This window comes from Mesorhizobium sp. WSM4823, assembly GCF_055811195.1.
Window position 1 is genome coordinate 128,879 of sequence record NZ_JBVVQL010000009.1, and the last position, 21,495, is coordinate 150,373.

23 protein-coding genes are annotated in these 21,495 nt (G+C 61.8%); 19 read left to right on the top strand and 4 right to left on the bottom strand.

Annotated elements, in window-relative coordinates; translation table 11 throughout:
• Positions 1-381 precede the first annotated feature (381 nt).
• Positions 382-1,941, bottom strand: coding sequence for a GMC family oxidoreductase (locus tag AC0L26_RS21930; protein WP_473634459.1), 1,560 nt, complete (start codon positions 1,939-1,941; stop codon positions 382-384).
• Positions 1,942-2,088: 147 nt separating this feature from the next.
• Complete coding sequence (locus AC0L26_RS21935; RefSeq protein WP_473634460.1) at positions 2,089-2,760, bottom strand: GntR family transcriptional regulator; 672 nt, start codon at positions 2,758-2,760, stop codon at positions 2,089-2,091.
• 172 nt (positions 2,761-2,932) lie between these two features.
• Here AC0L26_RS21935 and AC0L26_RS21940 point away from each other — a divergent pair, with 172 nt between their 5' ends.
• From AC0L26_RS21940 to AC0L26_RS21985, 10 genes are all read left to right on the top strand, one after another.
• Positions 2,933-3,769 carry an alpha/beta fold hydrolase gene (locus AC0L26_RS21940; protein ID WP_473634528.1) on the top strand — a complete coding sequence of 279 codons (837 nt, stop codon included), beginning with the start codon at positions 2,933-2,935 and terminating at the stop codon, positions 3,767-3,769.
• Positions 3,770-3,808: 39 nt separating this feature from the next.
• Positions 3,809-4,948, top strand: a complete 1,140-nt coding sequence (locus AC0L26_RS21945) for an FAD-dependent oxidoreductase (protein ID WP_473634461.1) — start codon at positions 3,809-3,811, stop codon at positions 4,946-4,948.
• A gap of 64 nt (positions 4,949-5,012) precedes the next feature.
• Complete coding sequence (locus AC0L26_RS21950; protein ID WP_473634462.1) at positions 5,013-5,606, top strand: amino acid synthesis family protein; 594 nt, start codon at positions 5,013-5,015, stop codon at positions 5,604-5,606.
• Positions 5,607-5,638: 32 nt separating this feature from the next.
• Entirely contained in the window at positions 5,639-6,097 is a 459-nt protein-coding gene (locus AC0L26_RS21955) for a YbhB/YbcL family Raf kinase inhibitor-like protein (protein ID WP_473634463.1), read from the top strand.
• Entirely contained in the window at positions 6,042-6,890 is an 849-nt protein-coding gene (locus tag AC0L26_RS21960; RefSeq protein ID WP_473634464.1) for a class II aldolase/adducin family protein, read from the top strand. The genes AC0L26_RS21955 and AC0L26_RS21960 overlap by 56 nt, the downstream gene beginning before the upstream one ends.
• A 116-nt stretch (positions 6,891-7,006) precedes the next feature.
• Positions 7,007-8,635 carry a GMC family oxidoreductase gene (locus tag AC0L26_RS21965; protein WP_473634529.1) on the top strand — a complete coding sequence of 543 codons (1,629 nt, stop codon included), beginning with the start codon at positions 7,007-7,009 and terminating at the stop codon, positions 8,633-8,635.
• Complete coding sequence (gene fhmpcd1 / locus AC0L26_RS21970) at positions 8,632-9,561, top strand: 5-formyl-3-hydroxy-2-methylpyridine 4-carboxylate 5-dehydrogenase (protein WP_473634465.1); 930 nt, start codon at positions 8,632-8,634, stop codon at positions 9,559-9,561. The genes AC0L26_RS21965 and fhmpcd1 overlap by 4 nt, the downstream gene beginning before the upstream one ends.
• Before the next feature lie 130 nt (positions 9,562-9,691).
• Entirely contained in the window at positions 9,692-10,522 is an 831-nt protein-coding gene (locus tag AC0L26_RS21975) for an ABC transporter ATP-binding protein (RefSeq protein WP_473634466.1), read from the top strand.
• Positions 10,519-11,334 (top strand): ABC transporter permease, encoded by an 816-nt coding sequence (locus AC0L26_RS21980; RefSeq protein ID WP_473634467.1) that lies wholly within the window; start codon positions 10,519-10,521, stop codon positions 11,332-11,334. The genes AC0L26_RS21975 and AC0L26_RS21980 overlap by 4 nt, the downstream gene beginning before the upstream one ends.
• A gap of 36 nt (positions 11,335-11,370) precedes the next feature.
• Positions 11,371-12,381 carry an ABC transporter substrate-binding protein gene (locus tag AC0L26_RS21985; RefSeq protein ID WP_473634468.1) on the top strand — a complete coding sequence of 337 codons (1,011 nt, stop codon included), beginning with the start codon at positions 11,371-11,373 and terminating at the stop codon, positions 12,379-12,381.
• Positions 12,382-12,415: 34 nt separating this feature from the next.
• Here AC0L26_RS21985 and AC0L26_RS21990 read toward each other — a convergent pair whose 3' ends face one another.
• The gene (locus AC0L26_RS21990; RefSeq protein ID WP_473634469.1) at positions 12,416-12,841 is read right to left on the bottom strand and encodes a hypothetical protein; all 426 of its coding nucleotides are present in this window, start codon (positions 12,839-12,841) and stop codon (positions 12,416-12,418) included.
• 100 nt (positions 12,842-12,941) lie between these two features.
• On the opposite strand from AC0L26_RS21990, the gene AC0L26_RS21995 reads away from it, so the two are divergent.
• The 9 genes from AC0L26_RS21995 (at position 12,942) to AC0L26_RS22035 (ending at position 21,197) form a co-directional block, all read left to right on the top strand.
• On the top strand, positions 12,942-13,970 hold the full coding sequence (locus AC0L26_RS21995; protein ID WP_473634470.1) for a putative B6 ABC transporter substrate-binding protein: 1,029 nt from the start codon (positions 12,942-12,944) through the stop codon (positions 13,968-13,970).
• Positions 13,971-14,047: 77 nt separating this feature from the next.
• A complete protein-coding gene (locus tag AC0L26_RS22000) occupies positions 14,048-15,616 on the top strand; it encodes a putative B6 ABC transporter ATP-binding protein (protein WP_473634471.1) in 1,569 nt (522 codons plus the stop codon).
• Complete coding sequence (locus tag AC0L26_RS22005; RefSeq protein WP_473634472.1) at positions 15,613-16,710, top strand: putative B6 ABC transporter permease subunit 2; 1,098 nt, start codon at positions 15,613-15,615, stop codon at positions 16,708-16,710. Before AC0L26_RS22000 ends, AC0L26_RS22005 begins: the two co-directional genes overlap by 4 nt.
• 2 nt (positions 16,711-16,712) lie before the next feature.
• Entirely contained in the window at positions 16,713-17,648 is a 936-nt protein-coding gene (locus AC0L26_RS22010; protein ID WP_352936991.1) for a putative B6 ABC transporter permease subunit 1, read from the top strand.
• Between the two features lie 47 nt (positions 17,649-17,695).
• Complete coding sequence (pldA, locus tag AC0L26_RS22015; RefSeq protein ID WP_473634473.1) at positions 17,696-18,502, top strand: 4-pyridoxolactonase; 807 nt, start codon at positions 17,696-17,698, stop codon at positions 18,500-18,502.
• 25 nt (positions 18,503-18,527) lie between these two features.
• The gene (gene ppaT / locus AC0L26_RS22020; RefSeq protein WP_473634530.1) at positions 18,528-19,706 is read left to right on the top strand and encodes a pyridoxamine--pyruvate transaminase; all 1,179 of its coding nucleotides are present in this window, start codon (positions 18,528-18,530) and stop codon (positions 19,704-19,706) included.
• A gap of 38 nt (positions 19,707-19,744) precedes the next feature.
• Positions 19,745-20,491: a pyridoxal 4-dehydrogenase, SDR-type gene (pldH, locus tag AC0L26_RS22025; protein ID WP_354488857.1), complete on the top strand. Its 747-nt coding sequence runs from the start codon at positions 19,745-19,747 to the stop codon at positions 20,489-20,491.
• A gap of 95 nt (positions 20,492-20,586) precedes the next feature.
• A complete protein-coding gene (locus AC0L26_RS22030; protein WP_473634474.1) occupies positions 20,587-20,823 on the top strand; it encodes a DUF6074 family protein in 237 nt (78 codons plus the stop codon).
• Positions 20,820-21,197, top strand: a complete 378-nt coding sequence (locus AC0L26_RS22035; protein WP_473634475.1) for a hypothetical protein — start codon at positions 20,820-20,822, stop codon at positions 21,195-21,197. Before AC0L26_RS22030 ends, AC0L26_RS22035 begins: the two co-directional genes overlap by 4 nt.
• Positions 21,198-21,210: 13 nt before the next feature.
• On the opposite strand, the gene AC0L26_RS22040 is transcribed toward AC0L26_RS22035, so the two are convergent.
• Positions 21,211-21,438, bottom strand: a complete 228-nt coding sequence (locus AC0L26_RS22040) for a hypothetical protein (RefSeq protein WP_473634476.1) — start codon at positions 21,436-21,438, stop codon at positions 21,211-21,213.
• Positions 21,439-21,495 lie beyond the last annotated feature (57 nt).

The window sequence follows — 21,495 nt, forward strand, 5'->3', positions numbered from 1 at the left end:
AAGCAAATCAAATCCGTCATCTGCCCGGTGTGAGCAAAGGTGTTTCGCCGGACGAGACCAGCCATTTCAGGCGCAGGTAATGCTTGAAAGGCGGCGGGAATGCTACGCGACATGCCGTTTTACGACAGGCTGATTTTCGCTAACTGGTTAGCCAAGTCGGCGGCCATGGCATAAATTGCTGAAATTTCTAGGGAAAAATGGTTCCAGAGGCGGAATCTAAACGACGGAAATCTAACTTTGTTTCCAGACGATTACCGCAAGCGTCCAGCCATACAAGTAGCTATGTCCGATCGTGCGACGGGGAGGTCATGCGCAGACGAACCTGACTGGCATGCTGGTGAGCAACACATGAGTGGAACCGGCCCAGACTTGAACCGTGAATTAGACCATGTCGTAGGCCACAGTCCGAGCGAACGTCTCGGCGATCGCGAGAACCGCAGCATGAATTGGACCGCTTGTAAGGTTAGGCATGATCGAAGCATCTACGATAAAGAGATTGTCGAGCGCTTTTAACCGCAAATCCGAATCGACGACAGCATCCGAATCCTTGCCCATCCTGCAGGTGCCGCAAGGATGATGGTGGGTGATGACCGACTGCGCTACGAAGCCGTCTATCTCGGCTACACTGTTCAGAGTCCCCGGCAGGAGTTCCCGCTCTCGCCAATCGGCGAGTTCATCTCGATGCCCGACCGCCCGTGCCGCCTCAAGAGCTTGGCGAAACAGTTCTCGGTCACGACCGGTTTGCAAATACGCGGGGTCGATGATCAGTCGATCGCCGATCTCTGCCCCGCTTATACGGATGCTGCCGCGACTCGTCGGATGGGTGATCCCGAACAGCAGCGAGTACGCCGTGCCGGCGGCGGGTGCCTGGAAGCATTCCGACACGATCGGAGCGATGCCGCAACCGACGACTATTTCAGGCTGCCCGTTAGCGGCGAAGTTGCCCGCTCGCATGTAGGCCATCGACTCGGAATGCTGGAGGCGTGACGGAGGAACCGGCTTGCGGGCTGCGTAAAGGTTGCCGGCGCCAAGCAGGTGGTCCTGCAGGTTTCGACCGACCCCCGGCATGTCGATCAGACAGCCGACGCCCGCGGCGTCCAGCGTACCGTGCGGACCTATGCCCGAGCGCATCAGCAAAGCCGGACTTTCCAGTGTTCCTGCACAAAGCACGACCTGATCCGCGAAGGCTTCGACCCAACCCTGTCGCCCGACGATTTCCAGACTGCAGACCTGATTGCCGTCCAATTTGAGCCGCCGCACCCGGGCTTGCGTAAGGATGGTCAGGTTTGGCCGGCCTCGAACAACTGTCGTCAGCCATGCGTCCGCCACCGTAACCCGCCGCCCGTCACGAATATTCAAGGAGTTGGGGGTAACACCGATCATCTCCCCGTTGTTGTGGCCCTGAAGCCGAGGCAGACCCAGCGATGCGCCTGCTTCAATGAAGGCGCGAGCAACCGGACTGACTTCATCCGCCGGCAAATAGACCGGCAACGGCCCCTCCTTGCCATGGATGCCGTCGCCACCAAGCGGGTGGTCTTCGATAGCCTGGAAAACTGGCAGAAGTCCCTCCCAACTCCAGCGGCGATCACCAGTCGTATCGGCCCAGGCCTGGTAGTCGGAAGGATGACCGCGCATATATCCCATCGCATGCAAGCAACTCGAGCCGCCGACCAACCGCCCGCGCGCCCAGCGATGTACCCGTCCCGCAGTCCCGGCTTGCGGCTCAGTGCGATAGTCCCAATCATAGTCGCGGCCCTGAAGCAGCGGCCACGCGGCAGGGTTCCAGATGTCGGGATCCGCTGCCTCTGCGCCTGCCTCGATCAGCAGCACGCGGCGGGCCGGATCCTCGCTCAGCCGTGCTGCCAGCAACGCCCCAGCCGAGCCGCCGCCGACGATGGCAATATTGCAGTCCAGTCTCCGCTCAACATTGGCACTGGTCATCATCACTCCGTCTGGCGCTTGCTTGGTTCGACAGCCGGCATCCGGCGTGGTTCAGGCCCGGCGCACGGATCCGCATTCTGCCGATAGTCTCGATGCGCAATATCGTGAAGGGACGCGTCGTCAGACGCGGCAACCTCTTTCGACAACTCAAACTGCGCCGTCCATGGATCTCTTGGCGGCGGCTTTTGCCTTCAGGACGTGCTGCCTCGAGGCCTTGCGGGCGGCTTCCTCGTCGCCCGCCGCGATGGCTTCGACTATCTCCCTCATCTCCGCCAGGCTGCTCTGTGCTCTGCCTTCCAATGACATGGATCGGCCTCGAAAGAAGCTTATCCTGGCCACCAGGCCGCGATGGACTTCCTCCAGGACCGGATTCCCGCAATTGGCCAGTATGATCGAATAGAAATCTGCGGCCGTCATCACCTGCGCCAGGCTGTCATTGCTGGAGGCCGCCTGTTCGAACGCGGACAGGGATCGCTCGAGTTCACGCAATTGTTCGGGCGAAATTCTCACGGCGCATCGTCCCGCTGCTTCGACTTCCAGCAGCTCTCGAACTTCATAGATGGCGGTTGCCACCTCCCACGAAAGAGCCGGGATCGAGGGTCCGCGGTTGGGTACGATCTCGATCAGGCGCTCGGCCTCAAGGCTGCGCAGGGCCTCCCTTAGCGAGGGGCGGCTGATGCCGAGTTCCGTGCACAGCTGACTTTCGATGAGCCGGCTTCCCGGCTGAAACAGCCCGGAAAAGATGGCCAGCCGTAGCTTGTCCACAGTCTCCTGCTGCACGGTTCGTGGCGAGATTCGAAAATTGAAATCTACGGGCATGGGTCAGTTCTCGTGGGCCGCCGAGTCGTTGTTGAGCATGATACGCCCGGCAGTGGGAGTTTGACAGCGGGATAGTCAGATTGTCAAATATGAAGATTGTCTGACAATCCTCTTGACGGGCGTTGGCTTCCTATGATCCTTTTGCAGGGCACGGGCAGTGGCGGCAAGGATCATAAGCATGGCGGCAGAGAGGCCTTCCGATCATTTGGACTCGCGACGTCTAGACATTGGTCGCATCGCCTTGAACGTGCGCGAGCAGGGCAACGGCCCATTGATGCTGTTCTTCCATGGGATAACCTCCAACTCCGCCGTCTTCGGGCCGCTGATGGCCAAGCTGTCCGATCGGTTCACGACCATAGCGGTTGACCAGCGGGGACACGGTCTCAGCGACAAGCCCGAAAGCGGCTACGAAGCCGATGACTACGCGGACGACATTGCCGGCCTGATACGGATTCTCGACCGGGGCCGTGCCATCCTGGTCGGACATTCGCTCGGTGCCAGAAATTCCGTCACGGCCGCAGCGAAATATCCGGACCTGGTGCGGTCGGTCGTCGCGATCGACTTCACCCCGTACATCGAGACTGAAGCGTTCGACGCGCTGGAAGCGCGAGTGAACGCCGGGGACCAGCTTTTCGACAATGTAGCGGCCATCGAAGCGTATCTCGCCGGGCGCTATCCCAACATTCCCGCCGATGCCATCAAGATCAGGGCCCAAAGTGGCTATCAGCCGGTCGAAGGCGGGCTGCGGCCACTGGCCTCTCCCGCGGCTATGGCGCAGACCGCCAGGGGCCTTCGATCGGACCTGGCGCCGGTCTATCGGGAGGTCACGAAGCCTGTTCTCGTCGTTCGGGGTGAGGCAAGCAAGCTGGTTTCCGCGGCGGCTCTGGCCAAGACAAGTCGCCTGCGGCCCGACCTGCCTGTCGTCGTCGTTCCGGATGCCGACCACTACGTCAACGAGGTCTCTCCCGAGATCACCCTGAAAGCCATCACCAACTTCATAGACGCCTAACAGCCAAGTGCCGTCATTTGTATGCAGCAGGATCAGAAAATGGCCAACGTAAATATATCTTCCGGCAGAACGCGTCGTGCCGAGGTCGCCGGCGGCGGCTTTGCCGGCCTGACCGCCGCCATTGCTCTGAGGCAAAACGGATGGGACGTGCGGCTGCACGAAAAAAGCTCTGAGCTGCGGGCATTCGGCGCCGGCATCTATCTCTGGCACAATGGCCTTCGCGTGCTGGAAGGACTGGGCGCCCTGGACGACGTTCTCGAAGGCTCGCACACACCCCCCACCTACGAGACCTGGATGCACAACAAGTCCATTTCCAAGGAAACGTTCAACGGTCTCCCCTGGCGCATCATGACCCGGCGCCATCTGCACGATGCTCTGGTCAGTCGCGCTCGTGCGGTAGGTGTCGAGATGCGCGTCAATTCCGAAGCGGTCACCGCCGATCCGGAAGGTCGCCTTACCCTCCGGACTGGCGAGGTTCTGGAAGCCGACCTGATCGTCGGCGCCGACGGCGTGGGCTCCAAGGTCAGAGATTCCATCGGCTTCAAGCAGGATCGATGGAGCGCCACGGACGGCATCATACGCCTGATCGTGCCCCGCAAGAAGGAAGAACTCGGCGATGGCGAGTGGGATAACACCATCGACATGTGGAACTTCAGCCCTCGGGTTCAGCGCATCCTCTATTCGCCCTGCAATAAGAAGGAACTTTACCTCGGCATGATGGCTCCGGCGACCGATCCGCGCGGATCGCACGTTCCGATCGATCTCGAGGTCTGGGTAGAGATGTTTCCGTTCCTCGAGCCGTGCCTCGTCGAAGCGGCGAAGCTCACGACCGCCAGGTACGATAAATACGAGACGACCAAGCTGGATAGCTGGACGAGAGGCAAGGTCGCGCTGGTAGGCGATGCCGCCCATGCAATGTGCCCGGCCCTTGCGCAGGGCGCGGGTTGCTCGATGGTCAATGCCTTCAGCCTGTCCCAAGACCTGGAGGCGGGTGGGCCCGTGGAGGACGCGCTGGTCGAGTGGGAGAAGCGCATCCGCCCGATCACCGATCGCTGCCAGGCCTTATCCGCCGATTACGCCGCGAATCGCTCGCTCTCGAAAGGAAACATGTTCACGCCGGCGGCTTTGGAAGCTGCCCGCTACGACCCAATCCGCCGCGTCTACTCATGGCCGCAGTAGCATCGGGCAACACGGGCCGAAAGGCTCGGCCATACCAAAAGCGCCTTCCCTTCAGGAGACGAGGATGACCTATTCTAGCGAAGTCGAAAAACACTATGAGGTCAGGGGATGGTATTCCTCGGTCCAGGAAATCCGTCATGACGGCGGCAAACCGGGCGACAGCCTCGTCAAGATTGCGGCGGGCGTTGTCATACGCAATCCGTTTGCCGGAAAGTTCCTCGCCGAGCTGTCCGATCTGACGAATCCAAGCGCGGCCATAGGCCATGCGCTCGGTGAACGCGCCGTCGCCCTGCTCGGCAACCGGCAGGTCGAAAGCTATGGCAAAGGCGGTATTGCCGGCACCGCCGGCGAACAGGAACATGTCGTCGCTTGCATCACCACGGTGTTCGGCGATCCGCTCCGCCAGCAGGTGGGTGGTGGCAAAGCCTGGATCTCGTCGGTGAGCAAGGTCGCCGTGGCCGGCAGCGCCATCGATATCCCGCTCGCCCACAAGGACGAGCTCTACATCCGGTCCCACTACGACGCGATCACCTTTTCCGTGCCGGATGGCCCGCGCCCGGACGAGCTTCTGATCTGCGTGGCTGTCGCATCGGGTCCGCGCGTGCATCAGCGCGTCGGCGGCAAAACCGTCGCTGACCTCAAGGCCGCCGCTGTCTAGTCGATCGAAATTACTGAAAGGACGAAGTTTCCATGCCCCTGAACATCAAGGACCTCAAAATAACGTCTGGGGATTTCCAGCCGCTCGGGAAATTGCGCGACGAGCATGCCGGCGACAAGGGCAATGTATTGCCCAAACTAAAGGTCAGCGGCGTCCCGGCTGGGACGAAAGAGCTCGCCGTCATCTGCCACGATCCGGACGCGCCATTGCCCAACGGTTTCACGCACTGGGTCGTCTACGGCATCGATCCGTCGACCACCGACCTCTCGGACGCGCAGGAAAAGTTTCGCGTGGGCCCAAACGGCGCCGGCGGCATGCAATATTACGGGCCTCAGCCGCCCGCGGGTCATGGAGAGCATCACTACTACTTCTGGGTCTATGCCCTGGACACTGAGGTCGAAGGGACGCCCACCAGGGAGGAGTTCCTCCAGAAATATGCCGGCAACATCATCGAGCAAAACCGGATCGTCGGCATCTACGAAAACAAGTGAAATTTTCGGCGGCCGCGATCAACAACAAGAACAAGAATCGGTCTGGGCCGCTGAAGTGGGAGAATTGAGAGTGACAAATAACAATTCCGTTCGCCAGAAGGTTTTCGAGGAGCTGGTCACAGCGACGAAAATCCTGTTGTACGAGGGTATCCTGGATACGTTCGGGCATATCAGTGCCCGCGACCCCGAGGATCCGAACAGCTTCTTCCTGGCGCAAAAGCTTGCGCCGAGCGTCATAACGACTGACGACATCCAGCGCTTTAATCTAGAGGGCGAGACTTCGGATAACCGGCCGTCTTATCTGGAACGCTACATCCACAGCGAGATCTACAAGGCCCGGCCGGACGTTCAGTGCGTGTTGCACAGCCATTCTCCGGCTGTCCTGCCATATTGCTTTGTCGATCAGCCGCTGCGGCCGGTCACCCATATGGGGGCATTCATGGGCGAGGTCGTGCCCGTGTACGATATCCGTGACAAGCAGGGTAACGAGACCGACCTTTTCGGTGGCAGCCCCAGCGTTTGTGCCGATATTGCCGAAAGCCTCGGGGACCAGACCGTGGTCCTCATGGCACGCCACGGCGTAGTAAACGTCGGCAGTTCTATCCGTGAGGTCGTGTTCCGCGCTTTCTATCTTGAGCAGGAAGCCAAGGCGCTCACGGCCGGGCTGCAGATAGGCAAGATAAAATACCTGACACCAGGCGAAGTGAAGACGGCGGGACAACTCGTCGGCAAACAGATCGACCGGGGATGGGACCACTGGTCGATGCGCCTCAGGCAGGCGGGCCTAGCCTAATGTCGACGGGTCTTTGAAGATCACCTGGAGGATCATGGTCGGTGCCACGATTTTCCAGCCTCAATCCAAGTAGTTCTCTGGCGCCGGAGCGTCAGGTGAAAGCGATGAAGCCTACTATGCCGCACGCGGAAAGCTACGACTACGTCATCGTTGGGGCCGGATCGGCCGGTTGCGTGCTGGCCAACCGGCTGAGCGCTGATCCGAAATGCTCGGTGCTTCTGATCGAGGCCGGCGGTTGGGACCGTGACCCCATGATCCATATCCCGCTTGGCTGGGGCAAGATCCTGACCGAGCGACGCCATGACTGGATGTATTTCTGCGAGCCGGAAGACAATGTCGGCGGGCGCAGGGTCGAGTGCGCGCGCGGCAAAGTTATCGGCGGATCGTCCTCGACCAATGCGATGGCCTATGTCAGGGGAAATCGCGGCGACTATGACCGCTGGGCCGCCAGCGGGCTCCATGACTGGTCGTACGACAAGGTGCTCCCCTACTTCAAGAAGCAGGAAAGCTGGGAAGGCGGAGAGAGCCATTTTCGCGGCGGAGGCGGCCCGGTCAACACCCAGTTCTGCCGTTACAAGGACACGCTGATCGACGCCTTTGCGCAGGCCAGCGTCCAGGCAGGCTATGAGCAGACGGACGACTACAATGGCGAGCTTCAGGAGGGTTTTGGCCGCCTGCAGATGACGATTGCAAAAGGTCGGCGCTCGTCGACCGCATCAGCCTATCTGCGGCCGGTGCTGAAGCGGCCAAACCTGACAGTCCTGACAGAAACGAATGCAACCAAGGTCGTGCTGGAGGGTACGCGCGCCACGGGCGTCATAATTAACCACAAGGGGGGCGAACGCACGATCGTCGCCCATAAGGAAGTGCTGCTTGCCGGCGGTGTGATCAACACGCCGCAACTCATGATGCTGTCGGGCATAGGCGCCCAGGAGGAGCTTGCTGCGCACGGCATCCAGACGCGAGTCAACCTGCCCGGGGTCGGCAAGAACCTGCAGGATCACGTCTCGGTCATTCTGATGTACCGGCGCCGGACTCCAGGCCCCTTCCTGCGCAACATGCGCGCCGACCGCATCGGGCTCGATTTCCTCAAGACATACCTCACCGGACGAGGTTTTTCGGCGGATGTGCCCGGCGGGGTCGTCGCCTTCCTGAAGAGCGGTCCGGCGCGACCGTTGCCGGATGTGCAACTGCTCTTCACGGCGGCCCCGCTCGCCGCATGGCCATATCTCAAGCCGTTCAAGGCACCGTTTACCGACGGCTTCGCAACGCGGATCGTGGCGACACAGCCTGAAAGCCGGGGAGCGGTGAAACTGGCGTCGGCCGATCCTTCCGCGGCGCCTCTGATCCACCAGAATTTCCTGGCCTCGCCGAAGGATTGGGAATCCCTCAGGGCCGGCTTCCGGGTCGCAAGGGACCTCGCGGCGCAGCCCTCCATGCAGCCCTTCGTCGAGGCGGAGTTTTTTCCCGGCCCGAACTGTCAGAGCGACGACGAGATCGACGAGCATATCCGCCGGACCTCCATCACCGTGCATCATCCGGCCGGGACCTGCCGGATGGGGGTCGATGCAGCCTCGGTCGTTGACCCGGAATTGCGCGTTCGCGGCCTCCAAGGTCTCAGAGTGGTGGACGCTTCCGTCATGCCCGACCTGGTCTGCGGGAACATCAATGCGGCAGTGATCATGATCGCCGAGAAAGCCGCCGACCTCATCGCGAGCTCAAAAGAAAGCGGGGCAGTGCAATGATCCGACGTATCGCCGTCATCGGTCTGGGTACGATGGGACCGGGCATGGCCGCCCGGCTCGCCAGAGGCGGTCTGCAGGTCGTCGCCTACGACGTTGCCCCAGCAGCGATCGAGCGCGCGCGATCCATGCTGAGCGTGGCCGAAACCGTTCTCGACGCGCTGGACATCGCGCCTCCGCCGGCCGGCGTTGGGACCGTTCGATTCACGGACGACATCGCCGACGCGGTGTCCGGCGCCGACCTGGTCATCGAGAACGTTCCTGAAAACATTTCGGTAAAGGCCGATGTCTATCGCACGATCGACGGGCTGACAGCATCCGACACGATCGTCGCGTCCGACACGTCGGGTATCCCGATTACCAAGCTGCAGGAGCATATATCGCATCCCGAGCGGATGGTGGGCATGCACTGGTCGAACCCGCCGCACATCATCCCGATGATCGAGGTGATCGCCGGCGAGAAGACCGCGCCGCAAACCGTGACGACGATCCGCGACCTGATCCGCTCCATCGGTTTGCTGCCGGTGGTGGTGAAGAAGGACGTACCGGGCTTCGTCGAAAACCGCGTGCTCTATGCATTGCTGCGTGAGGCGGTCGACCTGGTCGAGCGCGGCGTCATCGATCCGGAAGATCTCGACACCTGCGTCTCGTGGGGCATTGGCTACAAAATCGCCGTTATCGGGCCTATGGCGCTGCTCGATATGGCGGGCCTGGATATCTACAAATCCGTCTCGTCCTTCCTCAACGCCGATCTTTCCAATCGCGACGATGTCGCGCCGATGGTGTTGGAAAAGACGGAAGCGTCGAAGTTCGGCATCAAGTCGGGCGAGGGCATGTTCTCCTATACGCCCGAGCAGACCAAGGCGCTGCAGAGCGAACGGGCGCGCAAACTCGTTGCGGTGCGGCGCATCCTGGAAGGCCGGGAGTAGGCGGTGATGCATCGTTCTTACAGGGTCAGCAGGGCTGGGGAAGTCGCCACGGCGGCCATCCCAGCCATGTGCGCCTTTCCGGATCGAACGGTCCGGCCACGGCTGACGGCAGCGAATGGAGCGGCAAGCCATGCGCATTGAAACCATTCGAGCAGCCGACGGCCTGCCGTCCCGTATCCGCCATGACGACCTGATCTCGGCCAAGGGCGTTTCGGTGGTCTTGGCCAGGCAGCAGGTTCTGCAGAATATCGATCTTTCAGTACCGGAAGGGTCGTTTGTCTCGCTTATCGGTCCTTCCGGGTGCGGCAAGAGCACGTTGCTCAAGGTTCTGGCCGGGCTTGCAAATCCGACAAGCGGCAGCGTTTCGATCGCCGGGCTTTCGCCGGTGGAGGCGGCGCGCAAGCGCATGATCGGCCTCGTCTTCCAGGACGCCAACCTGCTTCCCTGGAAGAATGCCGTCGACAACGCATCGATGCTGCTCAGCATTGCTGACAAGTCGCTCTCACGCGCCGAGTTGCGGGCGCGCGGCCAAGAGATGCTGGAACTGGTGGGCTTGGGCGACAGCGCTCACAAGCGCCCGCATGAATTGTCCGGCGGCATGCGCCAGCGCGTCGCCATTGCACGCGCATTGGCGCTCGATCCGGCTGTGCTGCTGATGGACGAGCCATTCGGCGCGCTCGACGCCATTACCAGGGATTCGATGGGCCAGTCGCTGCTGGAGATCTGGCAGCGCACCGGCAAGACCATCGTGCTCGTCACCCACTCCATCGACGAGGCCATCCATTTGTCCCTCCATGTCCATGTTATGGGGATCAAGCCGGGTCGGATCACCGAGAGCCTCGACATTGAGCTGCCCTATCCGCGCGATCTGTCGGTGACGGAGGATCCGGAGTTCGTCAGGCTGGCGGTTCAGCTGCGGACGATGTTGCGCGCCAGCCATCAACCGGGAGGCGCGTCGTGAGCGATCAACCCATCACCAATCTCGCGCAGTCGCGGCTGGCCTCAGGCTGGAGTGCGGCGACAGCCAGTTGGCTTCCGGCGGTCATCCTTCTGCTGGCGACGATCATGGTGTGGGAGGCTGCGGTGCGGATCTTCGCCATATCCGCCTTCATCATTCCCGCCCCGTCCGAGATCGCGCGATCACTGGTCGCGCAATGGGGAACGCTTATGCAAGCGACATTGGTGACGGCGGGCGAGATCCTGTTCGGTTTCCTTGTCTCCGTCGTGGTCGGCATCGCCATCGCACTGATCATCGTGCGCTTCGACTGGCTGGGGCGAGCGCTTTATCCGCTGGTGGTGCTGTTCCAGAATGTGCCCAAGGTGGCACTGGCGCCGATCTTCATCCTTTGGTTCGGCTACGGGCTCGCGCCCAAGATCGGGCTGATCCTGGTCATCGCCTTCTTTCCGGTGACGTTGTCGATGCTGGCGGGCATGCAGTCGGTCGATCGCTCGCTGCTGTCGCTGATGAATTCGGTCGGCGCAAGCCAGACGCAGATCCTGTTCAGGATCCGTGTACCGCATTCGCTGCCGAACCTGATGGCCGGAACCAAGATCGCTGCGACGCTCAGCGTCATTGGTGCCATCGTTGGCGAATTCGCCGGCGCCTCGGATGGGCTCGGCTACGTCATCCAGTTCGCCTCGACCCAACTCGACACCGCGCTGGTCTTTGCGGCCCTGTTCCTCGTTTCGGTGCTGGGCATCGCCTTTTACTACGCCGCCGAAATTCTCGAACGCATCGTGGTGCCGTGGGCACCGAAATTCAGCCAGTCCTAGTTTCTGGGACAGTCAAAGTCAGGAAGGATCGATCTAATGCTGAGACGCTCACTGATCAAGGCAGCCACGTTTGTAGCCTTTGCCGGCGCGGTCGGCTTCTCCGGCGTGGCGCTGGCGAAAGACACCGTCAACGTCCAGCTCGACTGGGTGGTGCGCGGCAATCACGCCATGTTCTTCGTCGGCAAGGAAAAGGGCTTCTTCGCCAAGAACGACATCGAGGTGGCCGAGATCCGGAAGGGCTCCGGCTCGCCGGACGCCATGCGGCTGGTGGGCAACGAGAACGCGGATTTCGGTTTCGGCGATCTTCCAACCCTCGCCGTCGCGCGGTCGCAGAATGTCCCGGTGGTGGCGTTGACGGCCGTCAACCAGCATTCGCCGCTGGCGATCATCTCGCTCGCCAAGACGGTGAAGCTCACCAAGCCGGCCGATCTCAAGGGTCTTACAATCGGCATTCATCCGGCCGGCTCAACCTACATCTTCTTCAGGGGCTTCCTGGCGGCCAACGGTCTGACCGAGAAGGACATGACGCTGAACAGCGTCTCACCGCCCTACGAAAGTTACCTGCTTCTGGGCCGGGTCCAGACCGTCGTCGGCTATGTCGACGCCGAGGTTCCCGAGCTGGAGGCCAAGGCCGGCGGTCCAGGCTCGCTCAGCATCATGATGGGCGCCGATTTCGGCTGGAAGGCCTATGGCTCCGGGCTGTTCACCTCGCAGAAGATGATCGAGGACAAGCCCGAAATCGTAGCCCGCTTCGTCAAGGCGTACAGGGAGGCGTTCGACTATGTCGTTGCGCACCCCGAGGAGGCAGCCGAGATCACTGCCAAGGCGGTACCCGGTTACGCGGACAAGAAGGACGTGCTGCTGGCGCAGATCAACGCCGATATCGCGTCGACCTTCACCAGCCCGGACACCAAGGAACACGGCCTTGGCTGGATGACGAAGGCGCAGTGGGAGGAAACGCTGAAGACCCTTACCGTTCAGGGCGTGCTCAAATCGCCTCTGTCCGCGGACGACGTCTTCACCGATAAATTCCTGGCGAAGGAATAGGCGCGGTGCCCCGGTCGGACGGATCAATGCGCGGCTACCTGCACACCAGCCTGTCCTCGGCCATGCTGCAGGACACGTTGCGCATGCCGTTGGTCGCGTCGGTGCGGTCGAGCGTGATCTGCACGCGGGTCGCGTACGCCCGGCCTGAGAGACCGCACCATAGCCGCTCGACCGGCAGGTTCTCGCGTTTGTCGTTGAGAATGGTAAAGGTGCCGGTCTTGGCGTCGAACCAGAGTTCGATGCGAGCGCTCGTGCCCGGCTCGACCGTCGCGATCCCGGCCGAATACCAGTGGGCCAAGTCGGCATTGCAAGACAACCCATCATTGCCCGCATTCGAAATACTTAACGGCACCATGTCGAGCCCTTCGGTGCCGGTGCGGACGATGACATCGTGCAACTCGACGGCGTTGGCGAAGGACGTGAACGCCAGCGCCGCCGGAAGGAGATAACGGATCTTCACTTTGCCTGAGCTCCATAGGGTGAATTTATCAGGCAGTCTATCTCGCTTATGCGCAATAACAATAAGAATATTGGTTGGTCAATCAAACAGAGAGGGTAACATGTTTAAGCTTCTGAAAAGCAGTGTAAGTGCCGTTATATTGAGTGGCGCCTTGATGGGCGGCGCGCTTGCTGGCGAAGTCAAATCGATCGCTATCCTGACGCCTGAAGAAGGCACCGACTACGGTTGGAACCAGCAGGGCATCGATGCCGCCAACGCGGCCGGCAAGGCCGCCGGCGTCGAAGTGGTCGTGGCCCAGGGCCTCGGCTATGGCGACGTTCGTCCCACGTTGCGGGAACTGGCGTCCGACGGCGCCAGCCTGCTGATCGCCCACGCCAGCGGTTACAACACCTCGGCGCCTGAGATCGCCAAGGAGTTGAAGGTTCCGGTGGCGATCGTCGATACGCCGACCGGCCTGGAGAAGGGTCTCGTCGCCGACTACACGCTGAGTGGTCACGAGGGCGCATATCTCGCCGGCCGTCTCGCCGCCAAGACGTCGCGCTCCAAGTCGGTCGGCATCGTCGTGTCGGGCGAACCGCCTTCGTGGAATTCGCAGTCGGCGGCGTTCGCGCAAGGCGTGAAGGCGGAAAACCCGGACGTCAAGATCACTTATGCGGTGATCGGTCCGGCCGCCTACAGCGATGCGGCCGGGGGCAAGCGCGTTACCGAAAGCGTGATCGCGTCGGGCGCCGACATCATCTTCGGCCAAGGCAACGGTTCGAGCTTCGGCATGCTGCAGGCGGTTGAGACAACCAAGGCGGCTGACGGCGGCAAGGTCTATTTCATCGATGTCATCGGCGACAAGACGCCGATCGACAAAGGCTTCCTGCTGTCCTCGGTGGTGTGGAACATCGAACCCGTCTATGCGGCGATGATCGCCGACCTGAAGGCCGACACGTTCGGCACCAAGAACTACACGATCGGCCTCAAGGACGACTCGGTCAAGCTGCTGAAGACCGCTGCGATCCCGGATGATGTCTGGAAGGATATCCAGGCCCTGCGCGAAGACGTCATTTCCGGCAAGATCAAGGTCGACCCGATCTATGACGCGACCGCCGTCAGGGCGCTGATGACAAGCGTCGCCCAGTAAGGCGAGCACAGGTCATCTGCCGGAGGGGCGAGCGATCGCCCCTCCGGAAGTTTCCCGTTTCTCAGGACTGGGCTTTCATGAGCAGTGTTTCCTCATCGTCCCTCGACAATCGCGACATCGTCGCGCTCGAAGGCGTGACCAAACGCTTTCCCGGCATTGTCGCCAATGACAGCATCGACCTGTCGATCAGTCCCGGGGAGGTGCATGTACTTCTCGGCGAGAACGGCGCGGGGAAATCCACCTTGATAGGCATGCTGTCTGGACTGCAGCAGCCGGACGAGGGACGCATACTGGTCGACGGCCAGCCGACGCCGATCACCTCGCCGGGTCATGCGCTGGCGCTGGGCATCGGCACGGTGTTCCAGCACATGATGCTGGTACCGACGCTGACGGTGGCGGAAAACCTTCTGCTTGGCGGACCATGGTGGCAGCGCCCCAGGACCGAGGAGCTTGAGGCGCGCGTGGCCGAGATCACCCGCAGTCTGGGCATCACGGTCAAACTGCATGCCAAGGTGTCGGAGCTTTCGCTGGGCGAGCAGCAGCAGGTCGAAATCCTGCGCGCCGTGGTGCGCAATAGCCGCTTGCTGATCCTTGACGAATCCACCTCGATGCTGACGCCAAAAGGCATCGACGAGCTGGGCGCGCTGATGCGCCGACTTGTCGAGCAAGGGCTGGCGATCGTCTTCATCACCCACAAGCTCAAGGAGGCGGCGGCTTTCGGCGACCGCATCTCGGTGCTCAAGCTCGGTCGCAAGGTCGGGGAGATCCCGCCAGAGCGGTTTCGCGCGCTGGGCGAACAGGAGATCATCTCGGAGATCGTGGAATTGATGTTCGGCAAGCAGAAGAATGATCCGGAAGCCGTCGAGCGTCCGATCCGAACGGTCCGAGCCGAAGCGCCTGCGCTGCTTCAGGTTACCGATTTGGCGGTCGCGCCGACGGACAACGCACCTGGCCTGTCGTCGATCTCGTTCGACATTCGCCCAGGCGAGATCCTAGGCATAGCCGGCATCGACGGCAACGGCCAGAAGCAGCTGGCGGAAGCAATAGCCGGCCAGCGCGCGGTGACCGGCGGCTATGTGCGGCTGGAGGGCGCTGCCATCGAGACCTTGAGCGTTGGCGAACGCCGCCGGCGTGGCCTTCGCTACTTGACCGACGACCGGCTGGGCGAGGGCACTGTCGGCACCTTCCCTGTCTCGATCAACTTCTTTCTCAAGCAGGTCGGCGAGGCCCCGTTCTGGCGCAAGGGCGTCGAGCAGCGCGCTGAGATCGACAAGCGCGCCGGCCAGCTCGTGCGCGACTATGATGTGCGCACGCCCAGCCTCAAAACGCCCGTGGCGCGGCTGTCCGGTGGCAACATCCAGAAGGTGCTTCTGGCACGAGAGCTCGCTGAAGGCGCCAAGGTGGTGATCTTCAACAAGCCCACCTACGGGCTCGACCTCGCCAACACGCTGGCGTCGCGCCAGCGTATCCGCGATACGGCGGCACGCGGCCTTGCAGTGCTCTTGATCTCCACCGACCTCGAGGAACTGCTTGGCATGTGCGACCGCATCGGCGTCATTGCCAATGGGGCGTTGGTAGGCATCGTCGAGAATGCCGACGAGGCGCGCACCAAGGTTGGTCGCCTGATGATCGGACTTGCCGCATGAGCATCGATACCGCACCCCAGGTCAATGTTACCGCGCTCGAAGCGACCAGCGGGGCGGCCACGCGTCGCGACATGCTGCATCGGCTGCTGATGACGCTCGGTCCGATCCTTATCGCTCTGGTGATAGCCGGCTGTATCCTGCTTGCAGTCGGCGTCAACCCGCTCGCCTATTATGGCTTTGTGCTGGAGAAAGGACTATTCTCACCGCTCGGCATCCAGCAGACGCTGACGCGCATGGCGCCGCTCCTGTTCCTTGCCGCCGGCCTGATCGTGGCCTTTCGCGCCGGCATGTGGAACCTGGGCGGCGACGGCCAATTCCTGCTCGGCGCGGTGACGGCGGCCGCCTGCGCTCCCGTGTTCGTTCAGATCATGCCGGGCTGGCTGGCGCTGACCTGCTCTTTCCTCATAGCCATGGCGGTGGCGATGATCTGGTCGCTGGTGCCGGCTCTGCTGCGCGCCTACCAGGGCGTCAACGAGATCATCACCACTCTGATGATGACGTTCCTTGGCACCTCGCTTGCCAATGTTCTGGTCAAGCTGGTGTTTCGCGATTCGAACACGACCGTGCCGCAGACCCGCACGCTGCCCGTGGAGGACCGGCTGCCGCGCCTGTTCGAGACGACCATCACCAGTGGCCTGCTGCTTGGGCTGGCGGCGATCATCATCGTGCATCTGGTGATGACCCGTACGGCGTTCGGGCTGAAGTTGAGGATCGTCGGCGCCAATCCGCGCGCGGCGGTCCATTCGGGGCTCAACGTCCCCGGCCTGACCGTTGCTGTCTTCGCCATTTCTGCTGGGCTGGCCGGGCTTGCCGGCGCTGTCGATATCATTGGGGTCCAGGGCAACGTCCGTGCCGACTGGAATCCCGCCTACGGGCTCGCCGTCATCCCTGCCGTGTTTCTCGCCCGCATGAACGGCTTTGCCGCGATCGGCTTCGTGTTCCTGCTTTCGGTGCTGTCGATAGGCGGCGAGAGCGCGGCGCGCCGGCTTGGCGTGCCCAATCATTTCACGCTGGTGCTGGTTTCCATCGTGCTGATCGTGCTCGCACTCGCCGAATACTTCGATCATCGATATAGCCAGTCGCGGAGGGCCTAAGCATGACCGGACTCTTCAGCGAAGTCTTCCTCAGCGCGCTGCTGTTCGGCGCCGTCACCGCGGCGATCCCGCTGCTGCTTGCCGGGCTTGGCGAGCAGATCTCCGAGAAGGCGGGTGTGCTCAATATCGGCATAGAAGGGATGATGCTGGCCGGCGCCTATCTCGGCTTCGTCGGCGCCTTCTATTCGGGCTCGCTGTGGCTGGGCTTTCTCACCGGTGCCGCCGGCGGAGGCGCGGTAGCGCTTGTCATGGCACTGCTTTGCGTGCGCATCGGGCTGAACCAGATCGTCATCGGCATCGCCTTGACCCTGGGGCTGGAAGGTCTGACGGCACTGCTCCACCACTTCCAGTTTTCACGCAGCTATCCGCGCCTGCCGGCGGCGGATGCAACCGTCATTCCACTGCTTTCGAAGATCCCGGTGATCGGGCCAGCATTCTTCCAACATCATCTGATCGTGTATCTCGCGGTCGCGCTGGTTTTTGGCATGGCTTATGTCTACCGACGCACGCAGTTGGGGCTCAACCTGCAGGCGGCGGGCGACAAGCCGGCCGCGCTCGATGTCGCCGGCATCGACGTCGTGCGAACCCGTACTGTCGCCGTGTTGACCACCGGAGCGCTGGCCGGGCTCGGCGGCGCCTATCTCGCTGATGTCGGGGCCGGGCTGTTCATTCCTTTCATCACCAATGGCGCGGGCTTTCTCGGCATCGTGCTGGCCATGCTGGCGCGCGGTCGCCCGATCTGGGTGCTGTTCGGCGCGTTGCTGTTCGGCGTGTGCCTGTCGCTGACGACGGCCATGCAGGTCGCCGGAATCAACATACCGACCGACATCATCCAGATGCTGCCGTTCCTGGCCGTGATGATCATGCTGGTGCTGTTTGGCCGGCGCGCCAGCCTGCCGGCGGCGCTTGGCATTCCATACGAGCGCGGTGCGCGCTGAGCACGATTTCATGCGCGGACGGGACCCGCGCCAAATAGGAGGAAAGAATGTCGGATACCAAGGTCTACCTGCTCGACGGCGGCTCGCTCGTCCTCGATGGATATCATGTGTTCTGGAACCGGGGTCCTGGCGGCGAAGTGCGCTTCCCCGTCTATTCGATCCTGATCGAACATGCCGAGGGTCGGTTTCTGATCGACACCGGCTACGACTACGACCACGTGATGAAAGTGCTGCCGTTCGAAAAGCCGATCCAGGAAAAGCACCAGACCATTCCCGGCGCGCTAGCGCTGCTTGGGCTTGAGCCGAAGGACATCGACGTCGTCGTCAACTCGCATTTCCACTTCGACCATTGCGGCGGCAACAAGTATTTTCCGCATGCCAAGAAGATCTGCCACCGGACCGAGGTACCGCAAGCCTGCAATCCCGAACCTTTCGAGCATCTCGGCTACTCCGATCTGAGCTTTTCGGCGGAGGCCGCCGAAGCCCGTGGCGCGACGGCACAATTGCTTCCGGGAACGACGCGGGCGAATTCGACCTTCGAAGGCGTCGATGGCGACGTCGACCTTGCCAAGGGCGTCCGGCTGATCTCGACGCCGGGTCATTCGATCGGCCACTACAGCCTGCTGGTCGAGTTTCCCAAGCGCAAGCCGATAATGTTCACGATCGATGCGGCCTATACGCAGAAAAGTCTCGAGACCCTGTGCCAGGCGGCCTTTCACATCGACCCCGTGGCAGGCGTCAATTCGATGCGCAAGGTGAAGAAGTTGGCCGAGGACCATGGCGCCGAGCTGATGTACTCGCACGACATGGAGAATTTCATGACCTACAGGACAGGCACGCAATTCTACGGCTGATCGCCGTCAATCGGGAGACAACATGATGCGCTATCTCGAACACGCCGATCCGGTCATCACTTTGACCGCGGGGCCGGTGAACGCCTATGCCGAAGTGCTGCGCGGCCTCGGTCGCACGGTGCTCTACGATTACGACCCCGCGTTCCAGCTTTTCTACGAGAAGGTGGTCGACAAGGCGCAGAAGGCGATGCGCCTGTCGAACAAACCGGTCATCTTGCATGGCGAGCCGGTGCTGGGCCTCGAAGCTGCCGCAGCCTCGCTTATCGCTCCCGACGATGTTGTGCTCAACCTGGCGTCCGGAGTCTACGGCAAGGGGTTTGGCTATTGGGCAAAGCGCTATTCGCCACATCTCATCGAGATCGAGGTGCCCTACAATGAGGCGATCGACCCGCAGGCGGTTAAGGCAATGCTGGAAGCGCATCCCGAAATCACCGTCGTGTCCGTCTGTCACCACGACACGCCGTCCGGCACCATCAATCCGATCGACGAGATCGGTGCGCTGGTGTCTGCGCATGGCGGCTATCTCATCGTCGATGCCGTCTCGTCCTTTGGCGGCATGAAGACGCATCCGCAGGATTGCAGTGCCGACATCTACGTCTCCGGCCCAAACAAATGCCTGGGCGCGCCGCCCGGTCTCACGATGATGGGTATCAGTGAGCGGGGCTGGGCCAAGATGAAAGCCAACGAGGCAGCGCCACGCGCGTCGATGCTCAGCATCGTTGACTGGGAGCATGCGTGGTCCAGGGACGCGCCGTTTCCATTCACGCCGTCGGTCTCGGAGATCAACGGTCTCGATGTCGCGCTCGACCTCTATCTCAACGAGGGACCGGAGGCGGTGTGGGCGCGCCATGCGCTCACCGCCAAGGCGATGCGCGCGGGAGTCGCCGCGATGGGCCTGTCGATCTGGCCCGCCAGCGACAGCATCGCGTCGCCGACCACGACCGCCGTGCGCACGCCCAAGGGCATCGACGAAAAGGCGCTTCGCCAAGCCGCGCGTGCCCGCTATGGCGTGGTTTTTTCGTCTGGGCGCGGCGAAACATTGGGAAAGCTGACACGCATCGGCCACATGGGTCCAACCGCCCAGCCAATCTATGCGATCGCGGCGCTGACGGCACTTGGCGGCGCGATGAATGCCTTGGGCCAAAAACTAGCGATCGGCAAAGGCATCGATGCGGCGGTGGCCGTTATCGACGCCGACGCCTGAACAGACACCACCAGATCACGGAACGAGGGAGCATTTTTATGACTGAGCGGCTCGCAGGAAAGACGGCGCTGGTTACGGGCGCCGCGCAGGGTATCGGCAAGGCCATCGCAGCGCGGCTTGCCGCCGACGGGGCAACCGTCATCCTCAGCGACATCAATGCCGAAGGCGCCAAGAGCGCGGCCGCGACTATAGGCGGAAAGGCGAGGGCGATCGCCGCCGACATTTCCGACCCGTCATCGGTGAAGGCACTGTTCGCCGAAATCCAGGCCCTGACCGGGGGCATCGACATTCTCGTGAACAACGCAAGCATTGTGCCCTTCATCGCCTGGGACGATGTCGATCTCGACCATTGGCGCCAGATTATCGACGTCAACCTGACCGGCACCTTCATCGTCAGCCGCGCAGGCACTGACCAGATGCGGGCGGCGGGCAAGGCCGGACGGGTGATCAGCATCGCATCGAACACCTTCTTTGCCGGCACGCCGAACATGGCGGCCTATGTCGCGGCCAAGGGCGGCGTCATCGGCTTCACCAGGGCGCTGGCCACCGAACTTGGCAAATATGGCATCACCGCCAATGCGGTGACGCCTGGTCTGATCGAGAGCGACGGCGTCAAGGTAAGCCCGCACAACGAGGCGTTCGGTTTCGTCGAGATGCTGCAAGCCGTAAAAGGCAAGGGACAGCCCGAGCATATTGCGGACGTTGTGTCATTTCTTGCCTCGGACGATGCGCGCTGGATGACGGGCCAGACGATCAACGTTGATGCAGGAATGGTCCGATATTAGGTCGTAACTCATAGGCGCGCAGCCACAGTCGGATTAAGGCAAGTTGGACCATAGCGAGGAAGTTGACTCGCGAGCTTGTCATAGCGGGTTGCGTTGTGAACCGGGTTGGCAAAGTCCGCGATGTGGCCGGCAAGATGCTGGCGAAGACAACTGATCGACATGCTGAAAGCTATCGCGACCAGGTCACGTTGGCGCTGCTCAGTCATCTGACCCGTCTTGGGATCCCTGAATATGAGCAGGACGAGCAGCTCGGCGCGTTCTGGTCGGCCGTCCAAGTCGAGATGATCAGGCAGTTCTATCGTGGCAGTCAGCCTGGAGGGACCGCTGCGTGACCCGTGCGAACTGTGTCCGTGCTGCCGGGATCGATCTTCGTCAGCCGCGATCTCGCCTCGATGACGCGCCGTTGCGCGGCCCGTATTCTGCTGCACAGCGCGATATTGATACCGACACCGCAGTCTTCATCCAGCATCTCGTTCGCACGCTCAAGGGAGCGCTCCGCCCGGTTAAGCTGCTGTCGGGCTTTCGCCAGTTCCATATCCAACAGTTCCATGATTCCGAATCCAATGCGGTCCCTTCGGTTGGTAAACCGCTTGTGGTCGCCGTTGGTTCCGCCTGTTCGCGAACATGGAGCCCAGACGGCGATGTGGCTGGAACAGTTCTGGAGCGAGAGTGGTGGCGCCACTGGACCCAAGGTCGCGACGAATGAAACGCCGGCGCAGTCAACCCGCGCTACGTCCTTCAAAGCTGGGGGGATCGATTTTTACGAAGCGGTCTGCGGCCTCGACCGCAATTCGCATCCTGCTGCGCAGCGCGAGATTCTCGGCCAGCATTTCTTCAGTGCGTTGAAGCGCGAGCTCGGTCCGGTGGATGCGCTGCCTGGCATTGGCAACTTCGGATGTCAAAATATCGGCCGCTATCCCGTGGCCCCGGGGTTTCATAGTGTCCATGGATTTTCTAACACATGGGGGCCGACATGGTTCCCTGATGTCGTGCGAAATGGGGTG

Coding starts and splice junctions, on each gene's coding strand:
- pldH (WP_354488857.1), top strand. CDS start 19,745: ATGACTGAGCGGCTCGCAGGAAAGACGGCGCTGGTTACGGGCGCCGCG.
- AC0L26_RS22005 (WP_473634472.1), top strand. CDS start 15,613: ATGAGCATCGATACCGCACCCCAGGTCAATGTTACCGCGCTCGAAGCG.
- fhmpcd1 (WP_473634465.1), top strand. CDS start 8,632: ATGATCCGACGTATCGCCGTCATCGGTCTGGGTACGATGGGACCGGGC.
- AC0L26_RS21935 (WP_473634460.1), bottom strand. CDS start 2,760: ATGCCCGTAGATTTCAATTTTCGAATCTCGCCACGAACCGTGCAGCAG.
- AC0L26_RS21965 (WP_473634529.1), top strand. CDS start 7,007: ATGCCGCACGCGGAAAGCTACGACTACGTCATCGTTGGGGCCGGATCG.
- ppaT (WP_473634530.1), top strand. CDS start 18,528: ATGCGCTATCTCGAACACGCCGATCCGGTCATCACTTTGACCGCGGGG.
- AC0L26_RS21945 (WP_473634461.1), top strand. CDS start 3,809: ATGGCCAACGTAAATATATCTTCCGGCAGAACGCGTCGTGCCGAGGTC.
- pldA (WP_473634473.1), top strand. CDS start 17,696: ATGTCGGATACCAAGGTCTACCTGCTCGACGGCGGCTCGCTCGTCCTC.
- AC0L26_RS21955 (WP_473634463.1), top strand. CDS start 5,639: ATGCCCCTGAACATCAAGGACCTCAAAATAACGTCTGGGGATTTCCAG.
- AC0L26_RS21950 (WP_473634462.1), top strand. CDS start 5,013: ATGACCTATTCTAGCGAAGTCGAAAAACACTATGAGGTCAGGGGATGG.
- AC0L26_RS21960 (WP_473634464.1), top strand. CDS start 6,042: ATGCCGGCAACATCATCGAGCAAAACCGGATCGTCGGCATCTACGAAA.
- AC0L26_RS21975 (WP_473634466.1), top strand. CDS start 9,692: ATGCGCATTGAAACCATTCGAGCAGCCGACGGCCTGCCGTCCCGTATC.
- AC0L26_RS21930 (WP_473634459.1), bottom strand. CDS start 1,941: ATGACCAGTGCCAATGTTGAGCGGAGACTGGACTGCAATATTGCCATC.
- AC0L26_RS21995 (WP_473634470.1), top strand. CDS start 12,942: ATGTTTAAGCTTCTGAAAAGCAGTGTAAGTGCCGTTATATTGAGTGGC.
- AC0L26_RS22040 (WP_473634476.1), bottom strand. CDS start 21,438: ATGGACACTATGAAACCCCGGGGCCACGGGATAGCGGCCGATATTTTG.
- AC0L26_RS22000 (WP_473634471.1), top strand. CDS start 14,048: ATGAGCAGTGTTTCCTCATCGTCCCTCGACAATCGCGACATCGTCGCG.
- AC0L26_RS21985 (WP_473634468.1), top strand. CDS start 11,371: ATGCTGAGACGCTCACTGATCAAGGCAGCCACGTTTGTAGCCTTTGCC.
- AC0L26_RS22010 (WP_352936991.1), top strand. CDS start 16,713: ATGACCGGACTCTTCAGCGAAGTCTTCCTCAGCGCGCTGCTGTTCGGC.